At 65.2% G+C, this 25788-nt stretch carries 23 protein-coding genes; 13 read left to right on the plus strand and 10 right to left on the minus strand.

Annotated features, from left to right (window positions below; translation table 11 throughout):
- Window positions 1–22: 22 nt before the first annotated feature.
- Window positions 23–2974: a ribonucleoside-diphosphate reductase subunit alpha gene (locus tag CYJ07_RS14585; protein WP_104204441.1), complete on the minus strand. Its 2952-nt coding sequence runs from the start codon at window positions 2972–2974 to the stop codon at window positions 23–25.
- A gap of 350 nt (window positions 2975–3324) precedes the next feature.
- Here CYJ07_RS14585 and CYJ07_RS14590 point away from each other — a divergent pair, with 350 nt between their 5' ends.
- Window positions 3325–4038: a winged helix-turn-helix domain-containing protein gene (locus CYJ07_RS14590; protein ID WP_104204442.1), complete on the plus strand. Its 714-nt coding sequence runs from the start codon at window positions 3325–3327 to the stop codon at window positions 4036–4038.
- A 3-nt stretch (window positions 4039–4041) separates the two neighbouring features.
- Window positions 4042–5679: an ATP-binding protein gene (locus CYJ07_RS14595; protein WP_104204443.1), complete on the plus strand. Its 1638-nt coding sequence runs from the start codon at window positions 4042–4044 to the stop codon at window positions 5677–5679.
- Here the strand turns inward: CYJ07_RS14595 and CYJ07_RS14600 are convergent.
- Window positions 5666–6580, minus strand: a complete 915-nt coding sequence (locus tag CYJ07_RS14600) for a LysR family transcriptional regulator (RefSeq protein WP_104204444.1) — start codon at window positions 6578–6580, stop codon at window positions 5666–5668. The two genes, CYJ07_RS14595 and CYJ07_RS14600, sit on opposite strands and share 14 nt — an antisense overlap.
- A gap of 100 nt (window positions 6581–6680) precedes the next feature.
- On the opposite strand from CYJ07_RS14600, the gene metE reads away from it, so the two are divergent.
- Entirely contained in the window at window positions 6681–8978 is a 2298-nt protein-coding gene (gene metE / locus CYJ07_RS14605) for a 5-methyltetrahydropteroyltriglutamate--homocysteine S-methyltransferase (protein ID WP_104204445.1), read from the plus strand.
- Window positions 8979–9072: 94 nt separating this feature from the next.
- Entirely contained in the window at window positions 9073–9837 is a 765-nt protein-coding gene (locus CYJ07_RS14610; RefSeq protein ID WP_104204446.1) for an MliC family protein, read from the plus strand.
- Here CYJ07_RS14610 and CYJ07_RS14615 read toward each other — a convergent pair.
- Window positions 9834–10478, minus strand: a complete 645-nt coding sequence (locus CYJ07_RS14615) for a helix-turn-helix transcriptional regulator (protein ID WP_104204447.1) — start codon at window positions 10476–10478, stop codon at window positions 9834–9836. The two genes, CYJ07_RS14610 and CYJ07_RS14615, sit on opposite strands and share 4 nt — an antisense overlap.
- Window positions 10479–10606: 128 nt before the next feature.
- On the opposite strand from CYJ07_RS14615, the gene CYJ07_RS14620 reads away from it, so the two are divergent.
- Complete coding sequence (locus CYJ07_RS14620; protein WP_104204448.1) at window positions 10607–11185, plus strand: superoxide dismutase; 579 nt, start codon at window positions 10607–10609, stop codon at window positions 11183–11185.
- Between the two features lie 150 nt (window positions 11186–11335).
- A complete protein-coding gene (locus tag CYJ07_RS14625; protein WP_104204449.1) occupies window positions 11336–11944 on the plus strand; it encodes an FMN-dependent NADH-azoreductase in 609 nt (202 codons plus the stop codon).
- Between the two features lie 29 nt (window positions 11945–11973).
- On the opposite strand, the gene CYJ07_RS14630 is transcribed toward CYJ07_RS14625, so the two are convergent.
- Entirely contained in the window at window positions 11974–13041 is a 1068-nt protein-coding gene (locus CYJ07_RS14630; protein ID WP_104204450.1) for a metal-dependent hydrolase, read from the minus strand.
- Window positions 13042–13080: 39 nt separating this feature from the next.
- Window positions 13081–13617, minus strand: a complete 537-nt coding sequence (locus CYJ07_RS14635; RefSeq protein WP_104204451.1) for a DNA-3-methyladenine glycosylase I — start codon at window positions 13615–13617, stop codon at window positions 13081–13083.
- An 87-nt stretch (window positions 13618–13704) separates the two neighbouring features.
- Here CYJ07_RS14635 and CYJ07_RS14640 point away from each other — a divergent pair, with 87 nt between their 5' ends.
- The 3 genes from CYJ07_RS14640 to CYJ07_RS14650 all read left to right on the plus strand — a co-directional run bounded on the left by CYJ07_RS14640 (window position 13705) and on the right by CYJ07_RS14650 (window position 15209).
- The gene (locus tag CYJ07_RS14640; RefSeq protein WP_104204452.1) at window positions 13705–14181 is read left to right on the plus strand and encodes a DUF411 domain-containing protein; all 477 of its coding nucleotides are present in this window, start codon (window positions 13705–13707) and stop codon (window positions 14179–14181) included.
- Window positions 14182–14292: 111 nt separating this feature from the next.
- Window positions 14293–14733, plus strand: a complete 441-nt coding sequence (gloA, locus tag CYJ07_RS14645) for a lactoylglutathione lyase (RefSeq protein ID WP_104204453.1) — start codon at window positions 14293–14295, stop codon at window positions 14731–14733.
- A 20-nt stretch (window positions 14734–14753) separates the two neighbouring features.
- Window positions 14754–15209, plus strand: coding sequence for an META domain-containing protein (locus CYJ07_RS14650; RefSeq protein ID WP_104204454.1), 456 nt, complete (start codon window positions 14754–14756; stop codon window positions 15207–15209).
- A 137-nt stretch (window positions 15210–15346) separates the two neighbouring features.
- Here CYJ07_RS14650 and CYJ07_RS14655 read toward each other — a convergent pair whose 3' ends face one another.
- The 5 genes from CYJ07_RS14655 to CYJ07_RS14675 form a co-directional block, all read right to left on the minus strand.
- On the minus strand, window positions 15347–16087 hold the full coding sequence (locus tag CYJ07_RS14655; RefSeq protein WP_231489648.1) for a phosphatase PAP2 family protein: 741 nt from the start codon (window positions 16085–16087) through the stop codon (window positions 15347–15349).
- 119 nt (window positions 16088–16206) lie between these two features.
- Window positions 16207–19056, minus strand: coding sequence for a valine--tRNA ligase (locus CYJ07_RS14660; protein ID WP_104204456.1), 2850 nt, complete (start codon window positions 19054–19056; stop codon window positions 16207–16209).
- A gap of 111 nt (window positions 19057–19167) precedes the next feature.
- The gene (locus tag CYJ07_RS14665; RefSeq protein WP_104204457.1) at window positions 19168–19608 is read right to left on the minus strand and encodes a DNA polymerase III subunit chi; all 441 of its coding nucleotides are present in this window, start codon (window positions 19606–19608) and stop codon (window positions 19168–19170) included.
- Window positions 19609–19893: 285 nt separating this feature from the next.
- Window positions 19894–20955, minus strand: a complete 1062-nt coding sequence (locus tag CYJ07_RS14670) for a branched-chain amino acid aminotransferase (protein ID WP_104204535.1) — start codon at window positions 20953–20955, stop codon at window positions 19894–19896.
- 168 nt (window positions 20956–21123) lie between these two features.
- A complete protein-coding gene (locus CYJ07_RS14675) occupies window positions 21124–22644 on the minus strand; it encodes a leucyl aminopeptidase (RefSeq protein WP_104204458.1) in 1521 nt (506 codons plus the stop codon).
- Between the two features lie 117 nt (window positions 22645–22761).
- Between CYJ07_RS14675 and lptF the strand changes: the two genes are divergently transcribed.
- The 4 genes from lptF (at window position 22762) to CYJ07_RS14695 (ending at window position 25729) form a co-directional block, all read left to right on the plus strand.
- Window positions 22762–23841, plus strand: coding sequence for an LPS export ABC transporter permease LptF (gene lptF, locus CYJ07_RS14680; protein ID WP_104204459.1), 1080 nt, complete (start codon window positions 22762–22764; stop codon window positions 23839–23841).
- Between the two features lie 2 nt (window positions 23842–23843).
- A complete protein-coding gene (gene lptG / locus CYJ07_RS14685; RefSeq protein ID WP_104204536.1) occupies window positions 23844–24908 on the plus strand; it encodes an LPS export ABC transporter permease LptG in 1065 nt (354 codons plus the stop codon).
- Between the two features lie 37 nt (window positions 24909–24945).
- The gene (locus CYJ07_RS14690; protein WP_104204537.1) at window positions 24946–25434 is read left to right on the plus strand and encodes an RDD family protein; all 489 of its coding nucleotides are present in this window, start codon (window positions 24946–24948) and stop codon (window positions 25432–25434) included.
- Window positions 25435–25522: 88 nt separating this feature from the next.
- Window positions 25523–25729: a (2Fe-2S)-binding protein gene (locus CYJ07_RS14695; protein ID WP_104204460.1), complete on the plus strand. Its 207-nt coding sequence runs from the start codon at window positions 25523–25525 to the stop codon at window positions 25727–25729.
- Window positions 25730–25788: the final 59 nt, after the last annotated feature.

Consider the following 25788-nt stretch of genomic DNA (forward strand, 5'->3'; position numbering starts at 1 on the left):
CTTCCTTCTTCGCTCTTGGTCGTTACTGGCAGGCCTCGCAGCCCAGGTCGTCTATCTCTCCTGCGCTCGGCGCACGCGAACCGCTGCCCGTCTTGCCGGTGAGAAAATCCTCCACGCCGCGGGGTTCTCTGTTCGCTGAGGGCCCTCTATTCGCTGAGGGCTCTCCATTCGCTGAGGGCTCTCCGGCCTTGGAGGCCGGCGGCGTAGAGCCGCCCAAGGCGGGCGCCTGATTGCTCACCGCGTTGAGCGTGCCGCGCTCGACCGTGGATTTCTCCACCGAAGTGGCGCCCAGGGCGCGTAGGTAATAGGTGGTCTTGAGGCCGCGGAACCAGGCCATGCGATAGGTCACGTCGAGTTTCTTGCCGGAAACCCCTTTGATGTAGAGGTTCAGCGACTGGGCCTGGTCGATCCACTTCTGGCGCCGTGCCGCGGCCTCGACCAGCCACTTGGGCTCCACCTCGAAGGCGGTGGCGTACTTGGCCTTGAGGTCCTCGGGCACGCGATCGATGGGCTGCACGCTGCCGTCGTAGTACTTGAGGTCGTTGATCATCACCTCGTCCCACAGGCCGCGTTCCTTGAGGTCGCCCACCAAAGAGGCGTTGACCACGGTAAACTCGCCGGAGAGGTTCGACTTCACGTAGAGGTTCTGATACGTGGGCTCGATCGACTGCGACACGCCACAGATGTTGGAGATCGTCGCGGTGGGGGCGATGGCCATCACGTTGGAGTTGCGCATGCCCTGCTCGGCGATCTTACGGCGGATGCGATCCCAGTCCTGGGTGGCATCGGTGTCGATCTCGAGGTACTTCTCGCCACGCTCGGCCTTCAGCTTGTCGATGGAGTCGATGGGCAGGATGCCCTGGCTCCATAGTGAGCCCTCGAAGCTCTCGTAGCGGCCGCGTTCGGCGGCGAGATCCGAGGAGGCCTCGATGGCGTGGTAGCTGACCAGCTCCATGGAGAGGTCGGCGAACTCCACCGCGGCCTCACTGGCGTAGGCGATGTCCTGGGCGTAGAGCGCGTCCTGGAAGCCCATGATACCGAGCCCCACCGGGCGATGCTTGAAGTTGGAGTTCCTGGCCTGGGGCACCGCGTAATAGTTGATGTCGATGACGTTATCGAGCATGCGAACGGCGGTGCGTACGGTCCTCTTCAGCTTGTCGGCATCGAGTTTGCCATCGACGACATGCTGGGCCAGGTTCACCGAGCCCAGGTTGCACACCGCGATCTCGTCGACGCTGGTGTTCAGGGTGATCTCGGTGCATAGGTTGGAGGAGTGCACCACGCCGGCGTGCTGCTGGGGGCTTCTCAGGTTGCACGGGTCCTTGAAGGTGATCCAGGGGTGGCCGGTCTCGAACAGCATCGAGAGCATCTTGCGCCACAGGTCCTTGGCGCGTGCGCGCTTGAACAGCTTGAGCTGACCGCTGCGGGTCATCGCCTCGTACTCTTCGTAGCGCTGTTCGAAAGCGGCGCCGTAGAGGTCGTGCAGGTCCGGGCAGGTGGAAGGCGAGAACAGCGTCCACTCCTTGTCGTCGAACACCCGCTTCATGAACAGGTCGGGCACCCAGTTGGCGGTGTTCATGTCGTGGGTACGGCGACGGTCGTCGCCGGTATTCTTGCGCAGCTCCAGGAACTCCTCGACGTCGAGGTGCCAGGTCTCGAGGTAGGCGCATACCGCGCCCTTGCGCTTGCCGCCCTGGTTCACCGCCACCGCGGTGTCGTTGACCACCTTGAGGAACGGCACCACGCCCTGGCTCTTGCCGTTGGTGCCCTTGATGTAGGAGCCCAGTGCGCGTACCGGGGTCCAGTCGTTGCCCAAGCCCCCGGCCCACTTGGAGAGCAGGGCGTTGTCGCGAATCGCGCTGTAGATGCCATCGAGCTCGTCGGGCACGGTGGTGAGGTAGCAGCTGGAGAGCTGGCTGCGCACGGTGCCCGCGTTGAACAGCGTCGGCGTGGAAGCCATGTAGTCGAAGCTGGAGAGCAGTTCGTAGAACTCGATGGCGCGCGCTTCGCGGTCGTCCTCGTTGAGCGCCAGGCCCATGGCCACGCGCATGAACATGACCTGGGGCAGTTCGTAGCGCACGTCGTCGCGGTGGATGAAGTAGCGATCGTAGAGCGTCTGCAGGCCCAGGTAGGTGAAGGCGTTGTCGCGGTTATGATCGAGCGCGTCACCGAGCCGCTCGAGATCGAACTCGGCAAGGGCCGGGTCGAGCTGCTCGAATTCGATACCCTTGCCCACATAGGCAAGGAAGGCCGGCTTGTAAAGCTCGGCCATGTCGCCGAAGGTGGCTTCTTCGGCGATGCCGAGGAACGCCAGCGCCTCGCGGCGCAGGTTGTCCTGCAGCAGCCGCGCGGTGACATAGGTGTAGTTCGGCTCTTTCTCGACCAGGGTGCGTGCCGTCATCGTCAGAGCCTGGGACACGCCATCCACCGAGACGCCGTCGTAGAGGTTCTTCAGCGACTCCTCGACGATGCGGTTGGGGTCGACGTTCTCGAGGTCAGCGCAGGCGTCGAACACCAGCGTCTCGATGCGGCCTAGGTCCAGCGGGCGACGGCTGCCATCGGCCAGGGTCACGTTGAGCGTCGGATGCGGCTTCTCGATCTCGCCGCCCGCCTCGGCACGAGCGCGAGCGTGCTCCTCTCGATAGAGGACGTAGGCGCGCGCGACCTTCTGCTCGCCGGCACGCATCAGCGCCAGTTCGACCTGGTCCTGGATGTCCTCGATGTGGACGGTGCCGCCGTCGGGCATGCGACGCTGGAAGGCGCTGGCGATGGACTGGCTGGCCTGGGCCACGAGATCGCGAATGCGCGAGGAGCTGGCGGCGTTGTCGCCTTCCACGGCGATGAACGCCTTGGTCATGGCGACGGCGACCTTGCTCACATCGAAGGCGACGACATCGCCGGTGCGCTTGATCACGCGCAGGGTTCGAGGAGCAGTGATCGCGAGTTCGCTGGGGTCGGGGGTCTGGAGTTGCATGGGCCGAAGATCCCTTCTTCGTGAGGACGATGGTCAGGGCGACGAAGGCATTGACAGCCAGGCGCCGGCTTGCTAGAGGCACATCATGTTGTGTCTTTGTTGGAGCTGAGCACAAGATAGAGTGCTTTTGTGCCGCTATCAAGTGGAAAACCTGTGGGCGAGCTGTGACTCTTCGGGGGGTATCCTTTGGGGTGTGGCTACGCTCCGGGCTATGCTTCGCTGGCACGTTACAAGGATACGAAATGCAAACGATAGGCAGGCGAAATGCACCATTTCGGGTATCCTTGACAAGTAAATGGCGGGACAGGGTGTCCCGATGACACAACTAGCCCAGCACGGGGATGACTAGGATGGATGACAACCTGGAAAGTAACGACATGGAACACGTGCTGATTATCGAGGATGACGTGCGTCTGGCTGATCTCACTCGCGATTACCTCGAGTCGAACGGCTTCCGGGTGACCGTTGAGTCCGAGGGCTCGCGCGGCGTCGAGCAGATTCAGAGCTTGCAGCCGGATCTGGTGATTCTCGATCTGATGCTGCCCGGTGAGGACGGATTGTCGATCTGTCGCCGGGCCAGGCCCGATTATGCCGGGCCGATCCTGATGCTGACCGCGCGCACCGATGACATGGATCAGGTGCTGGGGCTGGAGATGGGGGCCGACGACTACGTGCCCAAGCCGGTCCAGCCGAGGGTGCTGCTGGCGCGCATGCGCGCTCTGCTGCGGCGTGCCGACGCGACGGAGCAGACGGGCGAGGCGCGCCTCACCTTCGGCAACCTGGAGATCGACAGCGCCACGCGGGAGGCCTGGCTGGAAGGGGAACGAATCGACCTGACCAGCGCCGAATTCGACCTGCTGTGGCTGCTGGCCAGCAATGCCGGTCGTGTGCTCACTCGCGAAGAGATCTTCAGCGACCTGCGCGGCATCAAGTACGACGGCCAGGATCGTTCCATCGACGTACGTGTGTCGCGGATACGGCCCAAGATCGGTGACGATCCCAACCATCCGCACCGCATCAAGACGGTACGCAGCAAGGGTTACCTCTTCGTCAAGGATGCCTGAGCCATGCAGCGGTTTCTCGCCGATGGCTCCTTCCTGCGCGTCTATCTCGCCCTGGCCCTGGCTCTGCTGTTGACCTTCGGCCTGGCCCTGATGGGGCTGGCCCTGGTCGATCGGGTGCGAATAGAGCAGTATCGCGAGCAATTGGCGGAAGCGCCGCTGCAGCTACTGACCTGGCGGATAGCGGCGATGCCGGCCAACCAGCGCGGCGACTGGCTGACCCAGCAGGCCGACATGCTCAATATGCGTCTCGCCCTGCGCGACCCGGATGTCGCCGAACTCAGCTGGTTCGAACGTCGTCGACTGGAGCGCGGCCGGGTCCTGGTCAAGATGGAGGATGAGGAGAACTGGCGGCTCTACCGACGCGTGCCGCGTGAAGCCCGCATCCTCGAAGCGCGCCTTTCCGGCCTCAACGAGCGTCAGCTGCGCGGCCTGGCGCAATTGCTGGGCGATTGGCTGGCCGAGGTGGAAGGCGACGCACGCCGGCGGCGGCTGGCGAGCGTGACCAGCGCAGCCTTGCCCGTGCAGCTTCGCGATCTCGCCCCCGAGGGGCTCGACAGCCATCAGCTGACGCGGCTGCGCGACGGCGAGCTGGTCATCCGCCTGCTGCCGGGCCACTGGGCGCTGACGGTCCATCTCGCCGTGCCCGCTGCCGACGGTTCGCGCCAATGGCTCTCGATCGGCCCGGTCTCGGCGCTCGAGCCTACCCCCATCTCATTGTTGCTGCTGGTGCTGGTGATCATGCTCGGCGTGCTGGCGGCGATCATCTACCTGATCGTGCGTGGGGTCGAGGCGCGCCTGGCTCGCCTGGAACTGGCCGCGGGACGCATCGCCAGCGGGCGTCTCGATACGCGGGTCAAGGTCGATGGCGGTGGTTTCATCGGTCGGGTCGGAATGGCCTTCAATGCCATGGCGGCCCAGGTGCAGTCGCTGCTGCGCTCGCAGCAGGAGATGATCCGCGCGGTATCGCACGAGCTGCGCACGCCGGTGGCACGCATTCGCTTCGCCATGCAGATGGTCGAGGACATGACCGACAACCCGGCGATACGCCGTCAGCTGCACGGCATCGACAGCGATATCGAGGAGCTCGATCAGTTGATCGATGAGATCCTCACCTACGCCCGGCTCGACAGCGGCATGGTCAATGGCGCCGAGCTCGAGCGCACCCAGGTCGACTGCCGGGCGATCGCCGAGCGCGTGATCGACACGCTGGCGCCGCTGCACGCCCACCTGCGCCTGGAGCTGGCACCCGGGCCGGAATTCGAGGTAACGGCCGATCCGCGCTACCTGCAGCGAGCGCTGCAGAACCTGGTCGCCAACGCCTGCCGTCATGCGCAGTCGCGAGTGTTGGTGCGGCTCGCACAAGAGTCACGTCTGGTGCGGCTGGATATCGAGGACGATGGGCCGGGGGTGCCGGCCGGGGAACGCCAGACGATCTTCAAGCCCTTCGCGCGGCTCGACGACAGCCGCACCCGGCGCTCCGGCGGTTACGGGCTGGGTCTCTCCATCGTACAGAAGATCATGGCCTGGCACGGCGGCAGCGTGGTAGTCGACGACAGCCCGCAACTGGGCGGCGCGCGCTTCTCGCTGCTGCTGCCCACCCAGCCGAGCAAGCGGCCGTCGCTGCCCGCTAAGCGGGCTTGATTCCCTCGAGCACCGCGAACGAGGTCTCGCGCGCGGTGCGCAGAAAATCCTCCATCCAGGGCTGGTCGCGGCTCTCTTCGCGAATGGCGGCGTACAGGGTGCTCCACATCCCCGTCTCGCCCAGGCCTACCGCCTTGACGTAGTCGCGCTCCAGATATTCGGTCAATGCCCAGTTGGGCAGCGCGCAGACACCTCGTCCACTGGCCACCAGTTGCATCATCATGACCGTGAGTTCGGCGGTACGGGTCTCTTGGGGCCGCACCCCGGCAGGGTCGAGGAACTGAGTGAACACGTCGAGACGGGCGTGCTCCACGGGGTAGGTGATCAACGTCTCTTCGGCCAGGTCCCGGGGCATGACGAAATCGCGCTCGGCGAGGGGATGCTGTCGCGCGACCGCCAGCAGCCCCTGATAGCGGAACAGCGGCTCGTAGTGGACCCCGGGCAGCGGCTGCGGGTCGGCGGTGATGACGAGATCGAGCTGCTCTCGCGCCAGTGACGGCAGCGGATCGAAGTGATGCCCACCGGGGATGTCGATCTCCACCTCGGGCCAGTGATCGCGGAAACGGTCGATGGTGGGCATCAGCCACTGAAAGCAGCTATGACATTCAATGGCCATGTGCAGACGCCCCGGCTCGTGGCCGATCAGCCGGGCCACGTCGCGCTCGGCCATACGCACCAGCGGCAGCACTTGCTCGGCCAGGGTGAGCAGACGCTGCCCGGCGCGGGTGAACTCCACCGGGCGTGTCTTGCGCACGAACAGCGGGCTGCCCAGGCGTTCCTCGAGATCCTTGATCTGATGCGACAGTGCCGACTGGGTCAGGTGAACCCGTTCGGCAGCCTCGACCAGCGAGCCGGCGTCACGCAAGGCAACCAGGGTACGCAGGTGGCGAAGTTCGATCATGATGAGATTTCTTCAAGTTCACAGTTAATATATTTAGTTTGATTCACCCTCTCCCTGTGGCGAGACTCTACGGCAACATTCATGCGTAGAGGGAAACATCATGACATCAGCTCATGTGCTTGGCTATCCGCGAATCGGCGCGAACCGTGAGCTCAAGCGAGCCGTAGAGGCCTACTGGCGCGGCGAAGTCGACCGCGAGGCGTTGGAAGCCACCGGACGTGAGCTGCGCAAGCGCCACTGGCAGGCCCAGCGCGACGCGGGCCTCGATTACGTCACCGTGGGCGACTTCGCCTTCTACGATCAGGTGCTCAATGTCACCGCGCTGCTGGGCGCCGTGCCGTCGCGTTTCGGAGCCACTGACGAAATCGCCCGTGGCGAAGTGGACCTGGACACGCAGTTCCGCATGGCCCGTGGACGGGCCCCCAGCGGGACGCCCGCCGCCGCCTGCGAGATGACCAAGTACTTCGATACCAATTACCACTACCTGGTCCCCGAGCTGCAGGAGGGGCAACGCTTTCATCTGGCCAGCTCACGCCTGTTCGACGAAGTGGCCGAGGCGCGCGAGGCGGGGCATCCGGTCAAGGTGGCGTTGACGGGACCGCTGACCTGGCTGTGGCTGGGCAAGGGGGGCGAAGCCGAATTCGATCGCCTGAGCCTGCTCGAGGCGGTGCTGCCGGTATACGGCGAGATTCTCACCCGCCTGGCCGCGCAGGGAGTGGAGTGGGTGCAACTCGACGAGCCGGCGCTGGTGCAAGACCTGCCCGTGGCGTGGAAGCAGGCCTTCGAATCGGCCTACAACGCCCTGCGCTCGGTGCCGGTCAAGCTGATGGTGGCGACCTACTTCGGTGGCTTGGGGGACAACCTGCAGCTGGCGGTGGGTCTGCCGGTGGACGGCCTGCATATCGACGCAGTGCGCGCACCCGATCAATTGACCCCGGTGATCGACAACCTGCCCGGCTACAAGGTGCTCTCGGTGGGCGCCATCGACGGGCGCAACGTCTGGCGGGCCGACCTGGCGGCGCTGCATGAACGACTCGCCAGCGCCCGCATGCGTCTCGGTGAACGGCTGTGGCTGGCTCCCTCCTGCTCGCTGCTCCACGTGCCGGTGGATCTCGCCGCCGAGAGCGAACTCGACGAGGAACTCAAGAGCTGGCTCGCCTTCGCCCGTCAGAAGCTCGACGAGACCGTGACCCTGGCGCGGCTGCTCGGCAACCGGGGCAATGACGAGGATCGGGGCCGGGTCGCCGCCGCCACGGCGGCACTCGATGTGCGTCGCGCCTCGCCGCGCCTGCATCGAGCGGCGGTGGCCGAGCGTTTGGCGAGTCTTTCCGATGCCGAGCTCTCCCGCGACAACCCTTTCCCGGTACGGGCCCGTGATCAGCGTCGCGCCCTGGACCTGCCGCTGTTCCCCACCACCACCATCGGCTCCTTCCCGCAGACCGGCGAGATTCGCGCCGCGCGTCGCGCCTACCGTAGCGGCGAGCTGGGGCGCGAAGCCTACGAGGCGCAGATGCGCGCCGCCATCGCCGACGCCGTGCAACGCCAGGAGGCGCTGGGGCTCGACATGCTGGTGCACGGCGAGGCCGAGCGCAACGACATGGTGGAGTACTTCGGCGAGCAGCTCGACGGCTTCGTCTTCACCCGCCACGGCTGGGTGCAGAGCTACGGCTCGCGCTGCGTCAAGCCACCTATTATCGTCGGCGACGTGGTCCGGCCCGAGGCCATGACGGTGCGCTGGAGTCGGTATGCACAATCGCTGACGAAGCGACCGATGAAGGGCATGCTGACCGGTCCGGTGACCATGCTGCAATGGTCCTTCGTGCGCGATGACCAGCCGCGCGAGGTCACCTGCCGGCAAATCGCCCTGGCCCTGCGCGACGAGGTCGCCGACCTGCAGGCCGCCGGTATCCCAGCGATTCAGATCGACGAACCGGCGCTTCGCGAAGGGCTACCGCTGCGCCAGGCCGAGTGGCAGGGCTATCTCGACTGGGCGGTGGCATGCTTTCGCCTCACCGCGGCGGTGGCGCGCGACGCCACCCAGATCCACACCCATATGTGCTATTCGGAGTTCAACGACATCATCGCCGCCATCGCGGCGCTGGATGCCGACGTCATCACCATCGAGACCTCGCGCTCGAACATGGAGCTGCTCGACGCCTTCCAGGATTTCGCCTACCCCAACGAGATCGGGCCGGGTGTCTACGACATCCACTCGCCCAACGTGCCTGATGTGGCGTGGATGGTGCAGCTGATGGAGAAGGCGGCCGAGCGCATTCCCGTCGAACGGCTGTGGGTCAATCCCGACTGCGGCCTGAAGACCCGCGGCTGGAGCGAGGTGGAGCCGGCGCTGGCCAACATGGTCGAGGCGGCACGTGAGCTGCGCCAACGTCATGCGTGACGACGGAGCGTTCGTGGGGCGTGGAACGCCAGCCGGGCCCGTCGACGGCGGTGCCTGGTATCCTGTGCGCGTCCGTCCGCTTCGAGGAGTCCGCATGCCGTTCCCTTTTGTTTCGTTTTTCGCTCGTCTCTCGCTACTCGGCGCCGGCCTGGCAGTGGGGGGCTGTGCCATCGCCCCGAACGAGACGCCGCGCCCCGATGTCAGCGATTCCGCTTCCAGCGCGCTGCCTCAAGCGCGCGGCGCTGTCGCTCCCGCCGCGCCGCTGTTGCCTTCCATGCTGTTCGCCGGCGGGGCGGCGAGCTTCCAGGCCTGGCGCTGCACGTCTGACCAGGACATGGTCACAGCCGTGGGCGAGCGCGAGCTGCGGCTCTGGTCGGCGCATGGCGCTTACCGCCTGCCTCCGGCGGTAGTCGCCAGTGGCGCGCGCTACCAGCAGGGGGATCTCAGCGTCTGGGTCAAGGGTGACGAGGCCATGGTCGAGAGTGCCAACGGTCGGCTCGATTGCCGAGCCAAGGTCGAGCGGGAAACCCTGACCCGTCAGGAGCGCCCGGGGGTGATGTTCCACGCCCGCGGCAACGAACCCGGCTGGGTCGTCAACCTGGCCCATGACGCTCCGCGGGTGACGCTGCTGCTCGACTACGGCGAGCGTGAGCTATCGCTGCCCTACCGGGTCACCGAGATGGACAACGCCGAGGGCAGAGTCGCGCTGGCCAGCGGCCAGGCCGACCGCTCCTTCGAATTGCGCCTGGAGGCGCGCGCCTGTTTCGACGACATGAGCGGCGAGCCGTTTCCGGCCCGGGTAACGCTGACGATAGACGGGCAGACGTATCGGGGATGCGGTCAAGGCATCGCGCCCTAACCCTTTCTAATGCGGTAGACGCAGCGCCGCGCGCCGGCCAGTACATGGTCGGTGCGCTCGACGGGTACGTCCAGTACGGCGCGAAAGACCTCCAGCTCGGCGCGACAGAAGTCGGGGCAGGTGCGGGCGGTCTGGCAGATCGGGCAGTGGTTCTCGATCAGCAGCAGGCTGCCATCCTCCTCGCGTTGCCATTCTGCCATGTAGCCTTCGCGGGTGCGGATCTCGGCCAGGCGCTCGACGCGGGCCTCGAGGCTCGTGGCGTCGGCCAGCGCCTCGCGGTAGAGCGCCAGGGTTTCTCCCTGCCGCGCCTCGACCAGTCGCGCCAGCGCTTCGTCGCCCAGGGTGTCCCGGACACTGACGATCAATCGGGAAGCCAGCTCGGCATGGCCATCGGGAAAGCGAGCGTGGCCGGCCTCGCTGAGTCGCCATTCGGCGGTCGGCCTGCCGACCCCGCCGGGACGGGGGCGCTGGTCCACCAGCCCCTGGCGGGCCAGCTTGGTGAGCTGTTGCCGGGCATTCTCGCCGCTGGTACCGAGCATTTCGCCCAGCGCAGCGGCAGAGAGGGGGCCGCGCACCTTCAGCAGATGCAGCAGGCGCTCGGCGGTATCGCTCGTGGAGCTTCCATCGGTATTGCTTGACATAACGGCGGCTGGAATTAACCTAGTGTTTCATTGGAAAATAGCGGCGGGGCGTCCCGGAAGCAAGTGGGAGCTGCTGAGCGACACAGGATGTCCCGCCTTTCCACCGTGAAAAGCAAGGAGCCACAACAATGGCATTCGAATTGCCTGCACTGCCCTTCGACAAGAACGCCCTCGAGCCGCATATCTCCGCCGAGACCCTCGACTACCACTATGGCAAGCATCATCAGGCCTATGTCAACAAGCTCAACGAGCTGACCGAAGGCACCGACGACGCCAACAAATCGCTCGAGGAGATCATCAAGTCCTCCTCCGGCGGTCTGTTCAACCAGGCGGCCCAGGTGTGGAACCACACCTTCTATTGGCACTGCCTGTCCCCCAGCGGTGGTGGTGAGCCGAGCGGCGCGCTGGCCGAGGCGATCAACGCCAAGTTCGGCTCCTTCGACAAGTTCAAGGAAACCTTCAACGCCAATGCCGTGGCCAACTTCGGCTCCGGCTGGACCTGGTTGATCAAGACCGCCGACGGCGGCGTCGACATCGTCAACACCAGCAACGCCGACACGCCCATCGCCCACGGCCAGACGCCGCTGATGACTATCGATGTATGGGAACACGCTTACTACATTGACTATCGCAACGCGCGTCCCAAGTATCTCGAAAACGTCTGGAAGGTGCTGAACTGGGATTTCGTTACCCAGAACTTCAGCTAAGGCACGGGTAGGCCCTTCCGTTAGGCAGGGCCTATTGCCGAGGCAAAGTTCGTATTTATCGAACGGTATGCGCAAAACAATGCGCTTTTAGTGCAAAAAAATACACGTAACATGACGATCAATACCACGCCCACTCAAAGGGAGATCGTCATGGCGACCCGTATACTTCTCATCACCTCATCCATTCTCGGCGAGCATGGCCAGTCCAATGCCTTGGCGGGCCACCTACTCGACCGCGTCGCCGGACGTGACGATCTCACCGTCACTCACCGGGACCTGGCCGTCGAGTCGTTGCCGCACCTGGGGTTCGAGGAGCTTTCCAGCTGGCAGGTCGCGGCCGAAGGGTGCTCCGCCGAGCAGCAGGTGCTGGCTCAGCGCTCCGATAGCCTGATCGACGAGCTGCGAGCTCACGAGGTGCTGGTACTGGCGGTGCCGATGTACAACTTCGGCATTCCGTCTCAACTCAAGGCCTGGTTCGATCGGGTGATGCGCGCGGGCACCACCTTCCGTTACACCGAGCAGGGGCCCGAGGGGCTGGTGACCGGCAAGCGAGCGGTCATCCTGGCCGCACGCGGTGGGGAGTACGCCGGTACCGAGCTGGACACCCAGACGCCGCACCTGAAGGCGATGCTGGGCATGATCGGCATCACCGACGTGTCGGTGATCCATGCCGAGGGGCTCGCCATGGGCGATGGGCGTCGCGAAGCCGCGCTCAAGGAGGCCAGACAGGCCATCGACGGGCTGGTCGAGGCGCTCTGATCCGCTTGCCTGGCGTGTCGAGGCCTGGCTCAACAGGCCTCCGGAACGTCGACCACCCAGCGCTCGGCGACGAACTCGCTGGTGCAGAAGGGCGGCTCGGCAGCGAATAGCCGCTGGCCGAGCCGCCTCAGGACATCTCGGTCGGCCCGAGAGGGAGCCGGAATCGTCTCGCTGACCTCGAGCGGCTGCCAGCCGGCTTTCTCGTACCGCGCCAGGCTGAAGCTGAAGGCATAGAAGCCGGGAAAGCCAAGCCGAAGGTCGGTCGCTACCAGCAGCGATTCCCCCTTGTGCTCACGTACCGCGTAACGCAGGAAGGGTCCGGCGAACCAGTCGAGTCGCCGACCCTGTGGCGTGGCCAGAGCCACCGACTCGAGCTCGCTCCCGCGGCGATAGGTTTCCAGCAACGGCGGCCGGTCGCCGTCGAACAACCCGATCAAGATTTCGTGCTGAAGATCCCCCTCCATGACCGTGACCCGCCACAGCAGTGTATTGAAGGGGCTGGGCTGCACCAGGCGTGGTGCGTCATCGAGCCCGTGCTCGGCGAGCAGGGGCGTCAGGCGATGCTCGATCAGCCCCTTGGCGCCCATGGCGAAGAGCAGGTAGGCACAGGAGAGTCCCAGCCCCCAGGCAGGGCCGCGGTGCCCGTCGCCGGTGACGAGCGACGCGCCGACACCGACCAGTAGCGGCAGGGTGTAGAGCGGATCGATGATGAACACCACGGGCCAGGCACTGGGCCGAACGTCGAACGGCCACCAGATCTGGGTGCCGTAGGTGGTCAGAGCGTCGAGCAGAGGATGAGTGACGAGGCACAGCAGGAAGAAGGCCCACCAGTGGCCGAAGGAGATGTCGCGGGCCGGGAAGAAACGCCTGGCGAGAAGCGCCAGCAGCGTAGCGAGGCCGCTCAGCACGAACAGCGAATGACTGAAACCGCGGTGCTCGGTGATATTGGCCACGGCATCGCCGTAGTCGATGAAGACATCGAGGTCGGGCAGGGTGCCCAGTGCCGCGCCGATCAGTACCGCTCGACGGCCTAGGCGTCGGCCCAGCACGGCCCCCCCTACCGCGGCTCCCAGCGCGGCCTGCGTCAGCGTGTCCATCCATCGGGCTCCTTGTCGTCGCGAGCGCGGGCGCCCGGCTCAGGCGCTGTGCCAGGCCGGACCGGCGGCGAGAATGCGCTGATGGACGGGACAGTCGTCGCGGTGAGCCCCCGGCAGGTAGCCGGTACTCATCAGGAACTCGCCGACGATCTCCGGACCGGTGAAGCGAAAGGTACGCCGAAACAGCTTCACCCACTCGGCCAGGGGCAGCGGATGATGATGCTCGAGCCAGGCGCGAAAACTGCCATGCTCGCGCTGCAATTCCTGGATCATGCCGGCGTTGTGGATGACGGCCTCCACCTTGAGCCGGTTGCGGATGATGCCAGCATCGCCGAGCAGACGTGCCCGCTCGGCGTCGCCGAAGGCGGCCACCCGATCGATCCGGAAGTCGTCGTAGGCCAGGCGGAAGGCGTCGCGCTTCTTCAGCACGGTCAGCCACGACAGGCCGGCCTGGTTGATCTCGAGCACGAGGCGCTCGAACAGCCGCTCATCATCCTCGACCGGGAAGCCGTATTCGGCGTCGTGGTAGGGGCCGTGGTAAGGATGCCCCGGGGCAATATCGCAATAGTGCGTCATTTTCGCTCACTCTCCCGGCCAGGGTATTGGCAAGCCCTCCCCGGCTTGTCACGATTCGTTCATTACTCACCATCAGGAACCGTCAGCATGAAGATCCTAACGGTAAACGGCAGCAGCAGGAAGCCGCTCCGCTCCGCGCTGACCGCTGCGCTGCTCGCCCTGTTCGCCACTTCCGCCTGGGCCGAAGCCGTCATCGAAGTGTATCAAGACCCCAACTGCGGCTGCTGCTCGGCCTGGGCCGAGCATCTCGAGGCGGAAGGCTTCGAGGTACGCCAGCACAAGACGCCCGATATTCGGGCGGTGAAGATGGAACACGGCGTCACGTCCGAGATCGCCTCGTGTCACACGGCCGTGGTCGAGGGCTACGTGATCGAGGGTCACGTGCCGGCCGGCGACATCAAGCGCCTTCTGGCAGAAAGGCCCGACGTGGCGGGCCTCGCGGTACCGGGCATGCCGCACGGCACCCCGGGAATGGAAACGGGGCGCCAAGACGACTACGCCGTGCTGGCCTGGCAGCGCGAGGACCGGACACCGGCGATCTTCAACGAGTACACTCACGACTAGGAGAACACTGCGCAGGGCCGGCGCGAGCGAGTCGCTGCGTCGTCTCGCTCGTCGATCCGTTCAGTGGTTCGCTGTTTTCGCCCACAGTGGCTGGGATGACAAGGAGGAAGCATGCAATACCTGCACACCATGGTCCGCGTCGGCGACCTGGATGCGTCGCTGCACTTTTATTGCGATCTGCTGGGGCTGAAAGAGGTGCGCCGCAAGGAGAACGAGAAAGGGCGTTTCACGCTGGTATTCCTGGCCGCGCCGGAAGACGAGGCGCGCTCCGCCGAACTCAAGTCGCCCGAGCTGGAGCTGACCTACAACTGGGATCCGGAAGCGTACACGGGCGGTCGCAACTTCGGCCATCTGGCCTATCGTGTCGATGACATCTACGCCCTCTGCGAGCGACTGCAGGCGGGCGGCGTCACCATCAACCGACCACCGCGCGACGGTCACATGGCTTTCGTGCGCAGTCCCGACGGCATCTCCGTCGAACTGCTGCAGAAGGGCGATCCGTTGCCGCCACGCGAACCCTGGGCGTCGATGGAAAACACCGGCACCTGGTAGGCGACGAGGAACGCAACCCGATGAGCAAGACACGCATTGGCCACGTGCTGACGCTGGCATTGATAGCGCTGACCCTCGCGGCCTGCAGCAGCCGTCCCGCGGAAGTGACGCGTGACGACGCGTACGTCATCGATGCCGATAATCCCGTAGTGGGGCAGCGCTGGAATCTGCTGCTGCTGGGAACCGACGAACGGCTTTCGATGCCGAATACGCCGCATTTCGTTATCGCCGCCGACGGGCGTGTGAGTGGTAGCGATGGCTGCAACGAACTCAACGGCCGGGCCCGATTGGGCGACGGCAACCGCATCGAGTTCAGCGAACTGTCGACGACCCGTCGAGGCTGTCCACAGCTCGATGACGCTCGCCGCATCACCGGCATGATGGAAGACGCCTATCGCTACTTGATCGACCATGATCGGCTGGTCTTCTTCGGCCCCGATCAGCGCGTGCTGGGCGGCTGGCGCAGAGCGAACTAGGGTTCCGTCTGAAAGACGGTGAGTATCGGCCAGACAAGCAAAGACAGCGAAAAGACGGAGTTTACGGTGTGTAAACGAGTGCTTTGAGCTGTCTTTAAACGCTGCCTGACCAAGCGCAGCCAGCTTTCGGACTAAGCCTAAGCCACCTGAGGCAGCAGGACGCTGCGCACCTTGGCCAGCCCACTGGCGATGGAGTGGACCAGGCGTGGACCCAGCGGTGTCAGCAGGATCCACGGCGTGACGATCAGGTTGATCGCCAGAGCGGCGAAGTAGATGTCACTGAACCAGTGGGCGCCGCTGAGGATGCGCGGGGCGCTCAGGAACACTCCAGCCGCAGCGCTGACCAGCGCCACCCGGACGCCGGCGAAGCGCCACATGAAGGCGGTGAACAGGAACAGGTTGAGGCCGTGGTTCCCTGGGAAGCTGCTCGCCGAACTGTCCTTGGTGGGGAACTCGACCATCTGCGTGACCAGGTTGACGTTCTCGTAGACCAGTGTGGGGCTGGGGTGGGTATAAGGCACCGCCATGCTGACGCCTTGAGCGATGAATACCGCCGTCAGGAGCATGGTGAGTCCGATGCCGCCCCAGCGCAGCAGGCGGTATGGGTGAGGCGTATCGCGCCGCATGGCCCAGACGAAGAGGCCCAGCAGGACCAGCAGGCTTGCCACGTCGAACAGTCGATTGTTGACCAGCGCCACTAACAGCACCCACGCCGCATTGTCCTCGCGGAGCCAAGCATTGGTGGTGAAGAAGACGGCATCGTCCAGCTCGGTCCAGAACAGCAGACTGGGCGAGAGCCAGGACCAGACCAGCAGGGCGCCGAGAAGGTTGAACAGCAGGACGCGGCCAAGCGCGAGGGAGGGTTCGAAGTGTGACATGGGGCATGCACGAGGTGGATGGCGATGCCCCATTTTAGCGTAAGAGAACGTAACGGAACAGCGTTCTTTAACTTGCTGTTACTTTGCACATACCAGCCGTAACTGGCCTGCCAGGGCCTCTAGAGTGCGGCGATCTTGTTGCGCTGCTCGACGAGCAGGGTGCGGGCCGCCTGGTACTCCTTGAGCTTGCCGCGCTCCTTCTCGACCACTGCCTCCGGCGCCTTGGCGACGAAGCTTTCGTTGCCGAGCTTCTTCTCGATGCCGCCGATCAGCTTGTCCTGCTTGTCGATCTCCTTGGCCAGGCGGGCGAGCTCCGCCTCCTTGTCGATCAGGTCGGCCATGGGTACCAGCACCTCCATGTCGCCGACCAACTGGGTGGCCGAGAGCGGCGCCTGGGCCGGGTCGTCGAGCCAGGTGGCGCTCTCGAGCTTGGCCAGCTTGGCCAGGAACGGTCGGTTGGCCTCCAGGCGCTGGCGGTCGGCGTCGCTGCCCTTGGTCAGCAGTGCCTCCAGCGGCTTGCCGGGGGCAATGTTCATCTCGGCGCGGATATTGCGCACTGCGACGATCACGCCTTTGAGCCATTCGATGTTGCGGGTGGCCTGCACGTCGATCTTCTCCTGCTCGGCCATGGGCCAGGGCTGGTTCATTATCGACTCGCTGCCATCTCCGGTGGCCTTGCCCGCCAGCGGCGCCACGCGCTGCCAGATCTCCTCGGTGATGAACGGCATCATCGGGTGGGCCAGGCGCAGGATGGCTTCCAGTACACGCACCAGGGTGCGGCGGGTGCCGCGCTTGGCGGCAGGCGAGGCGTTGTCGTCCCACAGCACCGGCTTGGAGAGTTCCAGGTACCAGTCGCAGTACTCGTTCCAGACGAACTCGTAGAGCGCTTGCGACGCGTGGTCGAAGCGGAACTCCTCCATCGCCTTGGTCACCTGGGCCTCGGTCTGCTGCAGGCGCGAGACGATCCAGCGGTCGGCCAGCGACAGCTCGACGTGGCCACCGTCTGCCCCGCAATCTTCGCCCTCGGCATTCATCAGCACGTAACGCGAGGCGTTCCACAGCTTGTTGCAGAAGTTGCGGTAGCCATCCAGGCGGCCCATGTCGAACTTGATGTCGCGCCCGGTGGTGGCCTGCGACAGGAAGGTGAAGCGCAGCGCGTCGGTGCCGTGGGGCTCGATGCCCTCGGGAAACTCGTCACGCGTGGCCTTGGCGATGGTCTTGGCCTTCTGCGGCTGCATCATGTTGCCGGTGCGCTTCTCCAGCAGCTCGTCGAGCCGGATGCCGTCGATCAGGTCGATGGGGTCGAGCACGTTACCCTTGGACTTGGACATCTTCTGGCCCTGGCCGTCGCGCACCAGGCCATGCACGTAGACCGTCTTGAACGGCACCTCGTCCATGAACTTCAGCGTCAGCATGATCATGCGTGCGACCCAGAAGAAGATGATGTCGAAGCCGGTGACCAGCACACTCGAAGGGTGGAAGGTCTCGAGCTCCGGGGTCTTCTCCGGCCAGCCCAGGGTGCCGAAGGTCCACAGCCCCGAGCTGAACCAGGTATCGAGCACGTCCTCGTCCTGGGTCAGGGCCACGTCGGCATCAAGGCCGTGCTTGTCGCGTGCTTCGGCCTCGGTGCGGGCGACATAGACGTTGCCCTCGGCGTCGTACCAGGCGGGAATGCGGTGACCCCACCACAGCTGGCGCGAGATGCACCAGTCCTGCAGGTCGCGCATCCACGAGAAGTACATGTTCTCGTAGTTCCTGGGCACGAACTGGATGTCGCCGTTCTCCACCGCCTCGATGGCGGGCTTGGCCAGGCTCTCCACGGCGACGAACCACTGATCCGTGAGCAGCGGCTCGATGACGTCGCCGCTGCGGTCGCCGAAGGGTAGGGTGTTGCTGACCGTCTCGACCTGCTCGAGCAGGCCGGCGGCCTCCATGTCGGTGACGATTTGCTTGCGCGCCTCGAAGCGGTCGAGTCCGGCGTATTTCTCGGGCAGGCTGGGGTCGATCTCGGGCAGTGGGCGCCCCTGGATGTCAAAGGCTTCCGCCTGGGGCAGGATCGCGGCGTCCTTGGTAAAGACATTGATCAGCGGCAGGCCGTGGCGGCGGCCCACCTCGTAATCGTTGAAGTCGTGGGCCGGGGTGATCTTCACGCAGCCTGAGCCCTTCTCCATGTCGGCGTGTTCGTCGGCGACGATGGGGATACGCCGTCCGACCAGCGGCAGTTCGACGAACTTGCCCACCAGCGAGGCGTAACGCGGGTCCTCGGGGTTGACCGCCACGCCTGTGTCGCCGAGCAGGGTCTCGGGGCGGGTGGTGGCGACGACGAGATGGTCGAGGCCGGCGTCAGTGGTCACGCCGTCCGCCAGCGGATAGCGGAAGTGCCAGAACTGGCCTTGCTGGTCGCGGTTCTCCACTTCGAGATCGGAGATCGCGGTATGCAGGGTCGGGTCCCAGTTGACCAGGCGCTTGCCGCGGTAGATCAGGCCCTCGTCGAAGAGGCGCACGAAGACTTCCTGGACCGCCCTGTAGAAGCCGTCGTCCATGGTGAATCGCTCGCGGCTCCAGTCGACGCTCGCCCCCATGCGGCGCAGTTGGCGGGTGATATGCCCGCCCGACTTATGCTTCCACTCCCAGACCCTGTCGATAAACGCCTCGCGCCCCAGGTCGTGGCGGCTCTTGCCCTCTTCGGCGGCGACCTTGCGCTCGACCAGCATTTGCGTGGCGATGCCGGCGTGGTCGGTGCCTACCTGCCACAGGGTGTTGTGGCCCTGCATGCGTCGCCAGCGAATCAGCGTGTCCATGATGGTGTCCTGGAACGCGTGGCCCATGTGCAGGCTGCCGGTGACGTTGGGCGGCGGGATCATGATCGAGTAGGGTTCGCCCGCGCCCGAGGGGGCGAAGCGGCTGTCGGCCTCCCAGCGCTCGTACCAGCGGGATTCGATCTGCTCGGGTTGGTAGGTCTTGTCCATGGGGCGTTCCGGGTCCAGAAATGATCGCCGCCGGGTGAGGCCCGGACGGCTGGTATTCGCGAAGAGGGTTCGAAAAATGGGCTCGATTATAGCGCGATGGGGGAGTTGGCGTCAGCCGCGTAGCTGATGCGCCTTGACGGGATAGCCACGCTGCTTGTAGGTCTGCCAGCACTCGCGCTTGGCGACGAGCACCTGCTGGTGCTGGTTGATGATCTCGGCGACCCGCTCGAAGCGCGAGAACCACTCGGGAATGCCCGGGGCGAGGTTGAGCAGCGCCATGGGTGCTTCGGGGCTCGGCTCGGGTGGCTGCTCCCAGCCGATGGTCACCGCCACGCTGTCGGCCATGTCGCTGTCGAGGAGGGTGTGGGGCAGGTAGGCCTCGGGGCGAAAGGTCCACAGCCGCTCGTCGAGATCGGAGGCCATTGCCTCGTCCTCGGCATGCAGGTGCAGCCGGAAGCCCTTGCCTGCGATGGTCTCGGCCAGGCGGCAGGCGAAGTCGAGCCGTGCTTCCAGCGTGGTGTCGGGCAAGATATAGAAGTCAACCTGGGTCATGACGCTCTGTCTAAAATGGGCTGCGCTCGGCCATACGGCGTTAAAAAATTGGCTCAATATGCTAATTCACGACTTGTAAACACCGCTATTTCGCCAATTTTTGCCTTGTCTGGCCATCGCTCGCCGCGTTTTATCTCAGAGCTTGCGCAAGCTCAGGCGAGCGGATGGCATCGAGACTGTGAACCCATCGTTGGGCGCTACCGATGCCATCCATGGCATCGGGCCTGCTGCCGGCCGCCTCGCGCGGCGTTGGCCGGCTCGTGGCATAGCGGGATTCGTAAGGCGTCAGACCAGCTTGGTCAACCAGCCGTGTTTATCTTCGGCGCGGCCATACTGCATGTCGAGCAGTTTGGTGCGCAGGCGCTTGGCCACCTCGTTGCCTTCGTCGGGCATGCGAATGGTGTCGTCCTCGCTGATCAACTGGCCCACCGGGGTGATCACCGCGGCGGTACCGCAGGCGAAGACCTCGGTGATCTCGCCGGAGGCCACGCCGTCACGCCACTCGTCGATGCTGATGGCGCGCTCCTCGGGGGTGAACCCTTCGTCGCGGGCAAGCGTCAGCACCGAGTCACGGGTCACACCCTCGAGGATGGTGTCGGTCAGGCGCGGCGTTACCAGGCTACCGTCCTTGTAGACGAAGAACAGGTTCATGCCGCCCAGCTCCTCAACCCACTTGTTCTCGGCGGCGTCGAGGAAGGCAACCTGGCCGCAGCCGTGCTTCTCGGCCTCCTTCTGCGCGGCAAGCGATGCGGCATAATTGCCGCCGCACTTGGCGAAGCCGGTGCCGCCGGGGGCGGCGCGCTTGTAGTGCGAGGAGAGCCAGATGGATACGGGTGCGATACCGCCCTTGAAGTAAGCGCCGGCGGGTGAGGCGATGACGTAGTAGTCGACTTCCTTGGCGGGGCGCACGCCGAGGAACTTCTCACTGGCGATCATGAACGGGCGCAGGTAGAGGCTCGATTCGTCGGCCTCGCTGCTGGGCGTTGGCACCCACTCCTGGTCCTGCTCGAGCAGGGCCCTGAGCGAGCCGACGAAGTCCTCGTCGCTGAGCTCGGGCAATGCCAGGCGGCGCGCACTGCGGCGAAAGCGCTCGGCGTTCTTCTCGGGGCGGAACGACCATACCGAGCCGTCGGCGTGGCGGTAGGCCTTGATGCCCTCGAAGATTTCCTGGCCGTAGTGCAGCACGGCGGCGGCCGGGTCGAGGGTCAGCGGCCCGTAGGGGCGTACTTCGTGACCGTGCCAGCCGGCATCGGCTGTCCAGCGCACGTGAGCCATGTGATCGCTGAAGTATTGGCCGAAGCCGGGGCTGGCAAGGATGTCGTCGCGAATGTTGGCTGCCGTGGGCATGGCGCTGGGCAGTATCTCGAAGGTTGCGTTGGGCACGGCAAAAAAGTCTCCGCTATGCCGGGATACCGGCGTTTTCTTGGGCTTCTTAGGCGCTCCGGGTCGGCCGACCCGGAGCACACAATGCGTCAGATGTAACGGTTGTCGCCTGCGTTGGCAACCTTGGCAACGTCAGGCGTCGTTTTCGACCTGGCGCGCTTCCTCTTCGCGGTCGAGCAGGTACTGGGTCAGCAGACCCACCGGACGGCCGGAGGCTCCCTTCTGCTTGCCGGAGTGCCAGGCGGTCCCGGCGATGTCCAGGTGCGCCCAGGGGAACTTGTCGGCGAAGCGTGAGAGGAAGCAGGCCGCAGTGATGGTGCCGGCCGGGCGACCGCCGATATTGGCCATGTCGGCGAAGTTGGAGTCGAGCTGCTCCCTGTACTCGTCCCACAGCGGCAGGTGCCAGGCCCGGTCCCAGGCGGCTTCGCCGGCGTCGAGCAGGTCCAGCGCCAGATCATCGTCGTTGGAGAGCAGACCGGTGGCGTGGTGGCCCAGGGCAATGATCGCCGCGCCCGTCAGGGTGGCGATATCAACCACGCTGGCGGGCTCGAAGCGTTCGGCGTAGGTCAGCGCGTCGCACAATACCAGGCGGCCCTCGGCGTCGGTGTTGAGCACTTCCACCGTGAGCCCCTTGAGCGTCTTGATGATGTCACCGGGCTTGGTGGCGCGGCCGTCGGGCATGTTCTCCGCGGCGGCGACGACGAACACCAGGTTGAGCTTGGGCTGGATACCCAGCACCGCCTTGGCGGTGCCGAACACGCTGGCGGCCCCGCACATGTCGAACTTCATCTCGTCCATCGCCTCGCCCGGCTTGAGCGAAATGCCGCCGGTATCGAAGGTAATGCCCTTGCCCACCAGCACGTGGGGCGCCTCGTCGGCCTTCTCGGCGCCCCGGTATTGCATGACGATCAGCCGCGAAGGCTGTTCGCTGCCGCGGCCCACCGAGAGCAGGCTATGGGCGCCGAGCTCCTCCAGCGCGGCCTCGTCGAGGATCTCGACCGTGAGCGCGCCGCCCGACTCGCGGCCCAGCTGTTCGGCCTGCTCGGCCAGGTAGCTCGGCGTGCAGATGTTGCCGGGCAGGTTGCCCAAGGTGCGGGTGTAAGCTACTCCCTGGCCCACCGCATCGCCGATGCGTGCCCCCTCGCGGACGGCTTCGACGGTGTCGCCGTCGCTGAGCAGCAGGGTGACTTTCTCCAGCCGCGGCCGGGGCGCCTTCTCCGACTTGAATTCGTCGAAGCGATAGACGGCGCGGTGGGCGGCCTCCGCGGTCATGCGCGCCTTCCATGCGACGCTGCGATCGCCGAGCGGCACGTCGGTGAAGGCCACGGCGACGTCCTCGGCCGGCAGGCCGGCCACCGCGGCAAAGGCGGCGTCCAGGGCCTTGATGAAGGCGCGTTCCTGACATTTGTTGCGTTCGCCCAGACCCACCAGCAGCAGACGATCGGCGCCGAGCCCGGGCGCGAAGGGGATCAGCTGCACGCTGCCCAGCTTGGCATCGAAGTCGCCGCGCTCGATCAGCTGGCCGATCAGCCGCTCGCTGGCGTCGTCGAGCTTGGCGGCGGCGGGCAGCAGATCGCCATCCTTGAACACCGGTACCACGAGGCAGGCCGTTTCGGCCTTGGCGGGATTGGCCGTCTGAACTGGGAATTCCATGGTGACTCCACAAGACAAGCGATGGGGGATTCTGGATAATGCCGGCACGGCTCCGGGCCACTGCCGAATCACCCCAGTGTACTCAAGGCATGGCGCCATTGCATGGAAGACCGCCGCATGATCATTTTTCGTTACCTGACACGCGAGATCCTGCTGACCATGGCCGCCGTCGCCGGTGTGCTGCTGCTGGTCATCATGGGCAGCCGGTTCATTCGCTACTTCACCGATGCTGCCGAAGGCGACATTCCCGCCACCATCCTGGGCAACCTGATGCTGTTTCACCTGCCGGGATTTCTCGAGCTGATCCTGCCGCTGGCATTCTTTCTCGGCATCCTGTTGGCCTATGGTCAGCTCTATCTCAACAGCGAGATCACCGTGCTGGTGGCCTGCGGCATCAGCCCCGTACGGCTGCTTCAGGTGAGCCTGGTGCCAGCCACTCTGGTAGCGTTGCTGGTAGGGGTGTGCAGCCTGTGGTTGACGCCCGCCGGCGCACTACACAACGCAGTCATGCTCGAGGAGCAGCGCAGCCGGCTCGATTTTTCGGCGCTGGCGCCGGGACGCTTCCAGGATTTCGGCGGCGGGCGCACCGCCTACACCGAGAGCTTCAGCGACGATGGGCGGCGCATGCAGGAGGTTTTCATCAGCGAACGCCAGCGACGCCGTGACGGTACGCCCGATACCGCCGTGACCCGAGCGGGCAGCGGCTACCAGACCGTGGATGAGCAGACCGGCAGCCGCTTCCTGGTACTGACCGACGGCGAACGCTACAGCGTCGACCCGGGGCGTCACGAGGCCGAGCGGCTCGAGTTCGAAACCTATGCCGTGCGGCTCTCGCTCGGCAGCGAACAGCGCGAGCTGGATTCGGCGGAGTACGCCCCTACGGCGGCGTTGCTCGGCGATGACTCCGACCCGGCGCAGGCCCAGTTGCAGTGGCGGCTGTCGCTGCCGTTGATGGTCTTCATCCTGACCCTGCTGGCGATGCCGCTGTCCCGGGTCAATCCGCGTCAGGGGCGTTTCGCCAAGCTGTTGCCGGCCATCTTTCTGCACATCTGCTATCTGAGCCTGCTGCTGGCGGCGCTCGATGCCGTGGGGCGTGGCTCGCTGCCGGCGACGATCGGCATGTGGCCCATCCACTTGCTCTTTCTGGCGCTCGGGCTGGGCCTGCTGTTTCACAACCAGCGTCGGGGGATGCGCTGATGCTGGTGACCGACCGTCTCGACCGCTACATCGCCCGCAACGTGCTGGGCGCGATCATCGTCGTCCAGGTGGTATTGCTGGGGCTCGATCTGGTGATCAGCTACATCAATGACTTGGATGACGTGGAAGGCAGCTACGGTGCCTTCGAGGTGTTGCTCTTCCTGCTGATGCGCCTGCCCTGGCGTTTCTATCAATATGCCCCGGTGGGGGTGCTGATCGGGGCGCTGATCGGGCTCGGCAGCATGGCGTCGAGCAACGAGTTGACGGTGATGCGCGCGGCCGGTCGGTCGCTGGCGCGCATCCTGTGGGGCGTGATGAAACCGATCGTCCTGGTGGTGGCCATACTGCTGCTGATCGCCGAGTTCGTCAGTCCGCGTACCGAGCAGTACGCCAGCGCTTGGCGCCTGGAGCAGATGCAGGGCGAAGGCGCGCTGCTCACGCAAAGCGGCGGCTGGCAGCGTGAAGGCAACAGTATCTACCGCTTCGGTGCCATTCGTGCCGACGACACTGTGCTCGACCTGACCCGCTACGTCTTCGAGGGCAAGCGACTGCGCGAAGCCGTGCAGGCGGCGCGTGCGGCCTGGGAGGGCGATCGCTGGATGCTCGAGGACGTGCGAATCACGCGCTTCGCCGATGACCGTACCGAGGCCGAGGCGCACGATCGGCTGGAGTGGCAGACGACGCTCATTCCCGATCAGCTCAATCGCCTGCTGCGTGACATCAATAGTCAAGCGCCCAGCGAACTGTGGGCCTATTCGCGCTACCTGTTGTCCCAAGGGCAGCAGGCCACGCAGCCCTTGCTGTACTTCTGGCAGAAGATGCTGCTGCCGCTGACCATGGCATCGCTGGTGCTGGTGGCGGCATCGTTCGTGTTCGGCCCGCTGCGCACCGTGGCTGCCGGCACGCGGGTGTTCTACGGCGTTGTCGTCGGGTTGTCGTTCAAGTATTTGCAGGATCTGCTGGCGCCGGCCTCCACCGTGTTCGGCTTTTCACCGGCCTGGGCGGTGTTGGCGCCGACTCTGCTCTGCGCCGCCCTGGGGCTTTATCTGCTGCGTCGCTCGGGTTAGCGACGCCGGCCGGCATGAACCTGAAGAAGAGACAATGATGCAACGACGATTCGATCAGCTCGACGATGTATGGCCGGCCGGCCTGGGGCGCCGCCTGGGCGCCTTGCTCTACGATGCCTTCCTGGTTGCGGCCATCTGGGTCCTGATCGGCGTGCTGCACGTGGCCTTCGTGCGCCTGATCCTGGGGCTGGATCCCGAGCAGGTGGGCCAGGGAGCGCTGCAGCGCGTGACGCTGCAACTGGCGCTGCTGACCGGGGCGTTTGTGTTCTTTGCCTTCTTCTGGATGCGCGGCGGCATGACCCTGGGCATGCAGGCCTGGCGCCTGCGCGTCCAGACCCGCAGCGGTCATTCGCTCACCTTGCGTCAGAGTCTGGTGCGCTACGTGGCGGCCTGGCTGTCGCTGCTCGCCTTCGGCCTGGGGTATCTCTGGGTACTGTTCGATGCCGAGCGCCGCAGTTGGCCCGACATCGCATCGGGGACGCAGGTCGTCGTACTGCCCAAGCCCGACCGACGGCGCCGAACCTGACGCCGGTCAAAAAATGGGCGATTCCCTCTTGCGATAGCCTATGCGAATCATTTACATTACCCCTCGTAAGCACAGCGAGGTGATGTCGATGTACGTATGTCTTTGCAAGGGCGTGTCGGACCGCAAACTCCGCGAGAGCGTCGAGGGCGGTGCGCGGAGCTGGCGGGAAGTGCAGCAGGAGACCGGCTGCGGTACCCAATGCGGCAAGTGCGCCTGTGTGGCAAAGACGATTACGCGCGAGGCGATCAAGTCCGAGCTGATGGCCTCGGCCAACGATCTCGCCTACGCTGTCTAGGCTGGCCGAGGGGCATCCGGCGAACGAGCCAGTCGATGCCAATCTCTCTCATTATTGTT

This window comes from Billgrantia saliphila (assembly GCF_002930105.1).
GTDB classification, from domain to species: domain Bacteria; phylum Pseudomonadota; class Gammaproteobacteria; order Pseudomonadales; family Halomonadaceae; genus Halomonas; species Halomonas saliphila.

Coding starts and splice junctions, on each gene's coding strand:
- CYJ07_RS14585 (WP_104204441.1), bottom strand. CDS start 2,974: ATGCAACTCCAGACCCCCGACCCCAGCGAACTCGCGATCACTGCTCCT.
- CYJ07_RS14590 (WP_104204442.1), top strand. CDS start 3,325: ATGGATGACAACCTGGAAAGTAACGACATGGAACACGTGCTGATTATC.
- CYJ07_RS14595 (WP_104204443.1), top strand. CDS start 4,042: ATGCAGCGGTTTCTCGCCGATGGCTCCTTCCTGCGCGTCTATCTCGCC.
- CYJ07_RS14600 (WP_104204444.1), bottom strand. CDS start 6,580: ATGATCGAACTTCGCCACCTGCGTACCCTGGTTGCCTTGCGTGACGCC.
- metE (WP_104204445.1), top strand. CDS start 6,681: ATGACATCAGCTCATGTGCTTGGCTATCCGCGAATCGGCGCGAACCGT.
- CYJ07_RS14610 (WP_104204446.1), top strand. CDS start 9,073: ATGCCGTTCCCTTTTGTTTCGTTTTTCGCTCGTCTCTCGCTACTCGGC.
- CYJ07_RS14615 (WP_104204447.1), bottom strand. CDS start 10,478: ATGTCAAGCAATACCGATGGAAGCTCCACGAGCGATACCGCCGAGCGC.
- CYJ07_RS14620 (WP_104204448.1), top strand. CDS start 10,607: ATGGCATTCGAATTGCCTGCACTGCCCTTCGACAAGAACGCCCTCGAG.
- CYJ07_RS14625 (WP_104204449.1), top strand. CDS start 11,336: ATGGCGACCCGTATACTTCTCATCACCTCATCCATTCTCGGCGAGCAT.
- CYJ07_RS14630 (WP_104204450.1), bottom strand. CDS start 13,041: ATGGACACGCTGACGCAGGCCGCGCTGGGAGCCGCGGTAGGGGGGGCC.
- CYJ07_RS14635 (WP_104204451.1), bottom strand. CDS start 13,617: ATGACGCACTATTGCGATATTGCCCCGGGGCATCCTTACCACGGCCCC.
- CYJ07_RS14640 (WP_104204452.1), top strand. CDS start 13,705: ATGAAGATCCTAACGGTAAACGGCAGCAGCAGGAAGCCGCTCCGCTCC.
- gloA (WP_104204453.1), top strand. CDS start 14,293: ATGCAATACCTGCACACCATGGTCCGCGTCGGCGACCTGGATGCGTCG.
- CYJ07_RS14650 (WP_104204454.1), top strand. CDS start 14,754: ATGAGCAAGACACGCATTGGCCACGTGCTGACGCTGGCATTGATAGCG.
- CYJ07_RS14655 (WP_231489648.1), bottom strand. CDS start 16,087: ATGTCACACTTCGAACCCTCCCTCGCGCTTGGCCGCGTCCTGCTGTTC.
- CYJ07_RS14660 (WP_104204456.1), bottom strand. CDS start 19,056: ATGGACAAGACCTACCAACCCGAGCAGATCGAATCCCGCTGGTACGAG.
- CYJ07_RS14665 (WP_104204457.1), bottom strand. CDS start 19,608: ATGACCCAGGTTGACTTCTATATCTTGCCCGACACCACGCTGGAAGCA.
- CYJ07_RS14670 (WP_104204535.1), bottom strand. CDS start 20,955: ATGCCCACGGCAGCCAACATTCGCGACGACATCCTTGCCAGCCCCGGC.
- CYJ07_RS14675 (WP_104204458.1), bottom strand. CDS start 22,644: ATGGAATTCCCAGTTCAGACGGCCAATCCCGCCAAGGCCGAAACGGCC.
- lptF (WP_104204459.1), top strand. CDS start 22,762: ATGATCATTTTTCGTTACCTGACACGCGAGATCCTGCTGACCATGGCC.
- CYJ07_RS14690 (WP_104204537.1), top strand. CDS start 24,946: ATGCAACGACGATTCGATCAGCTCGACGATGTATGGCCGGCCGGCCTG.
- CYJ07_RS14695 (WP_104204460.1), top strand. CDS start 25,523: ATGTACGTATGTCTTTGCAAGGGCGTGTCGGACCGCAAACTCCGCGAG.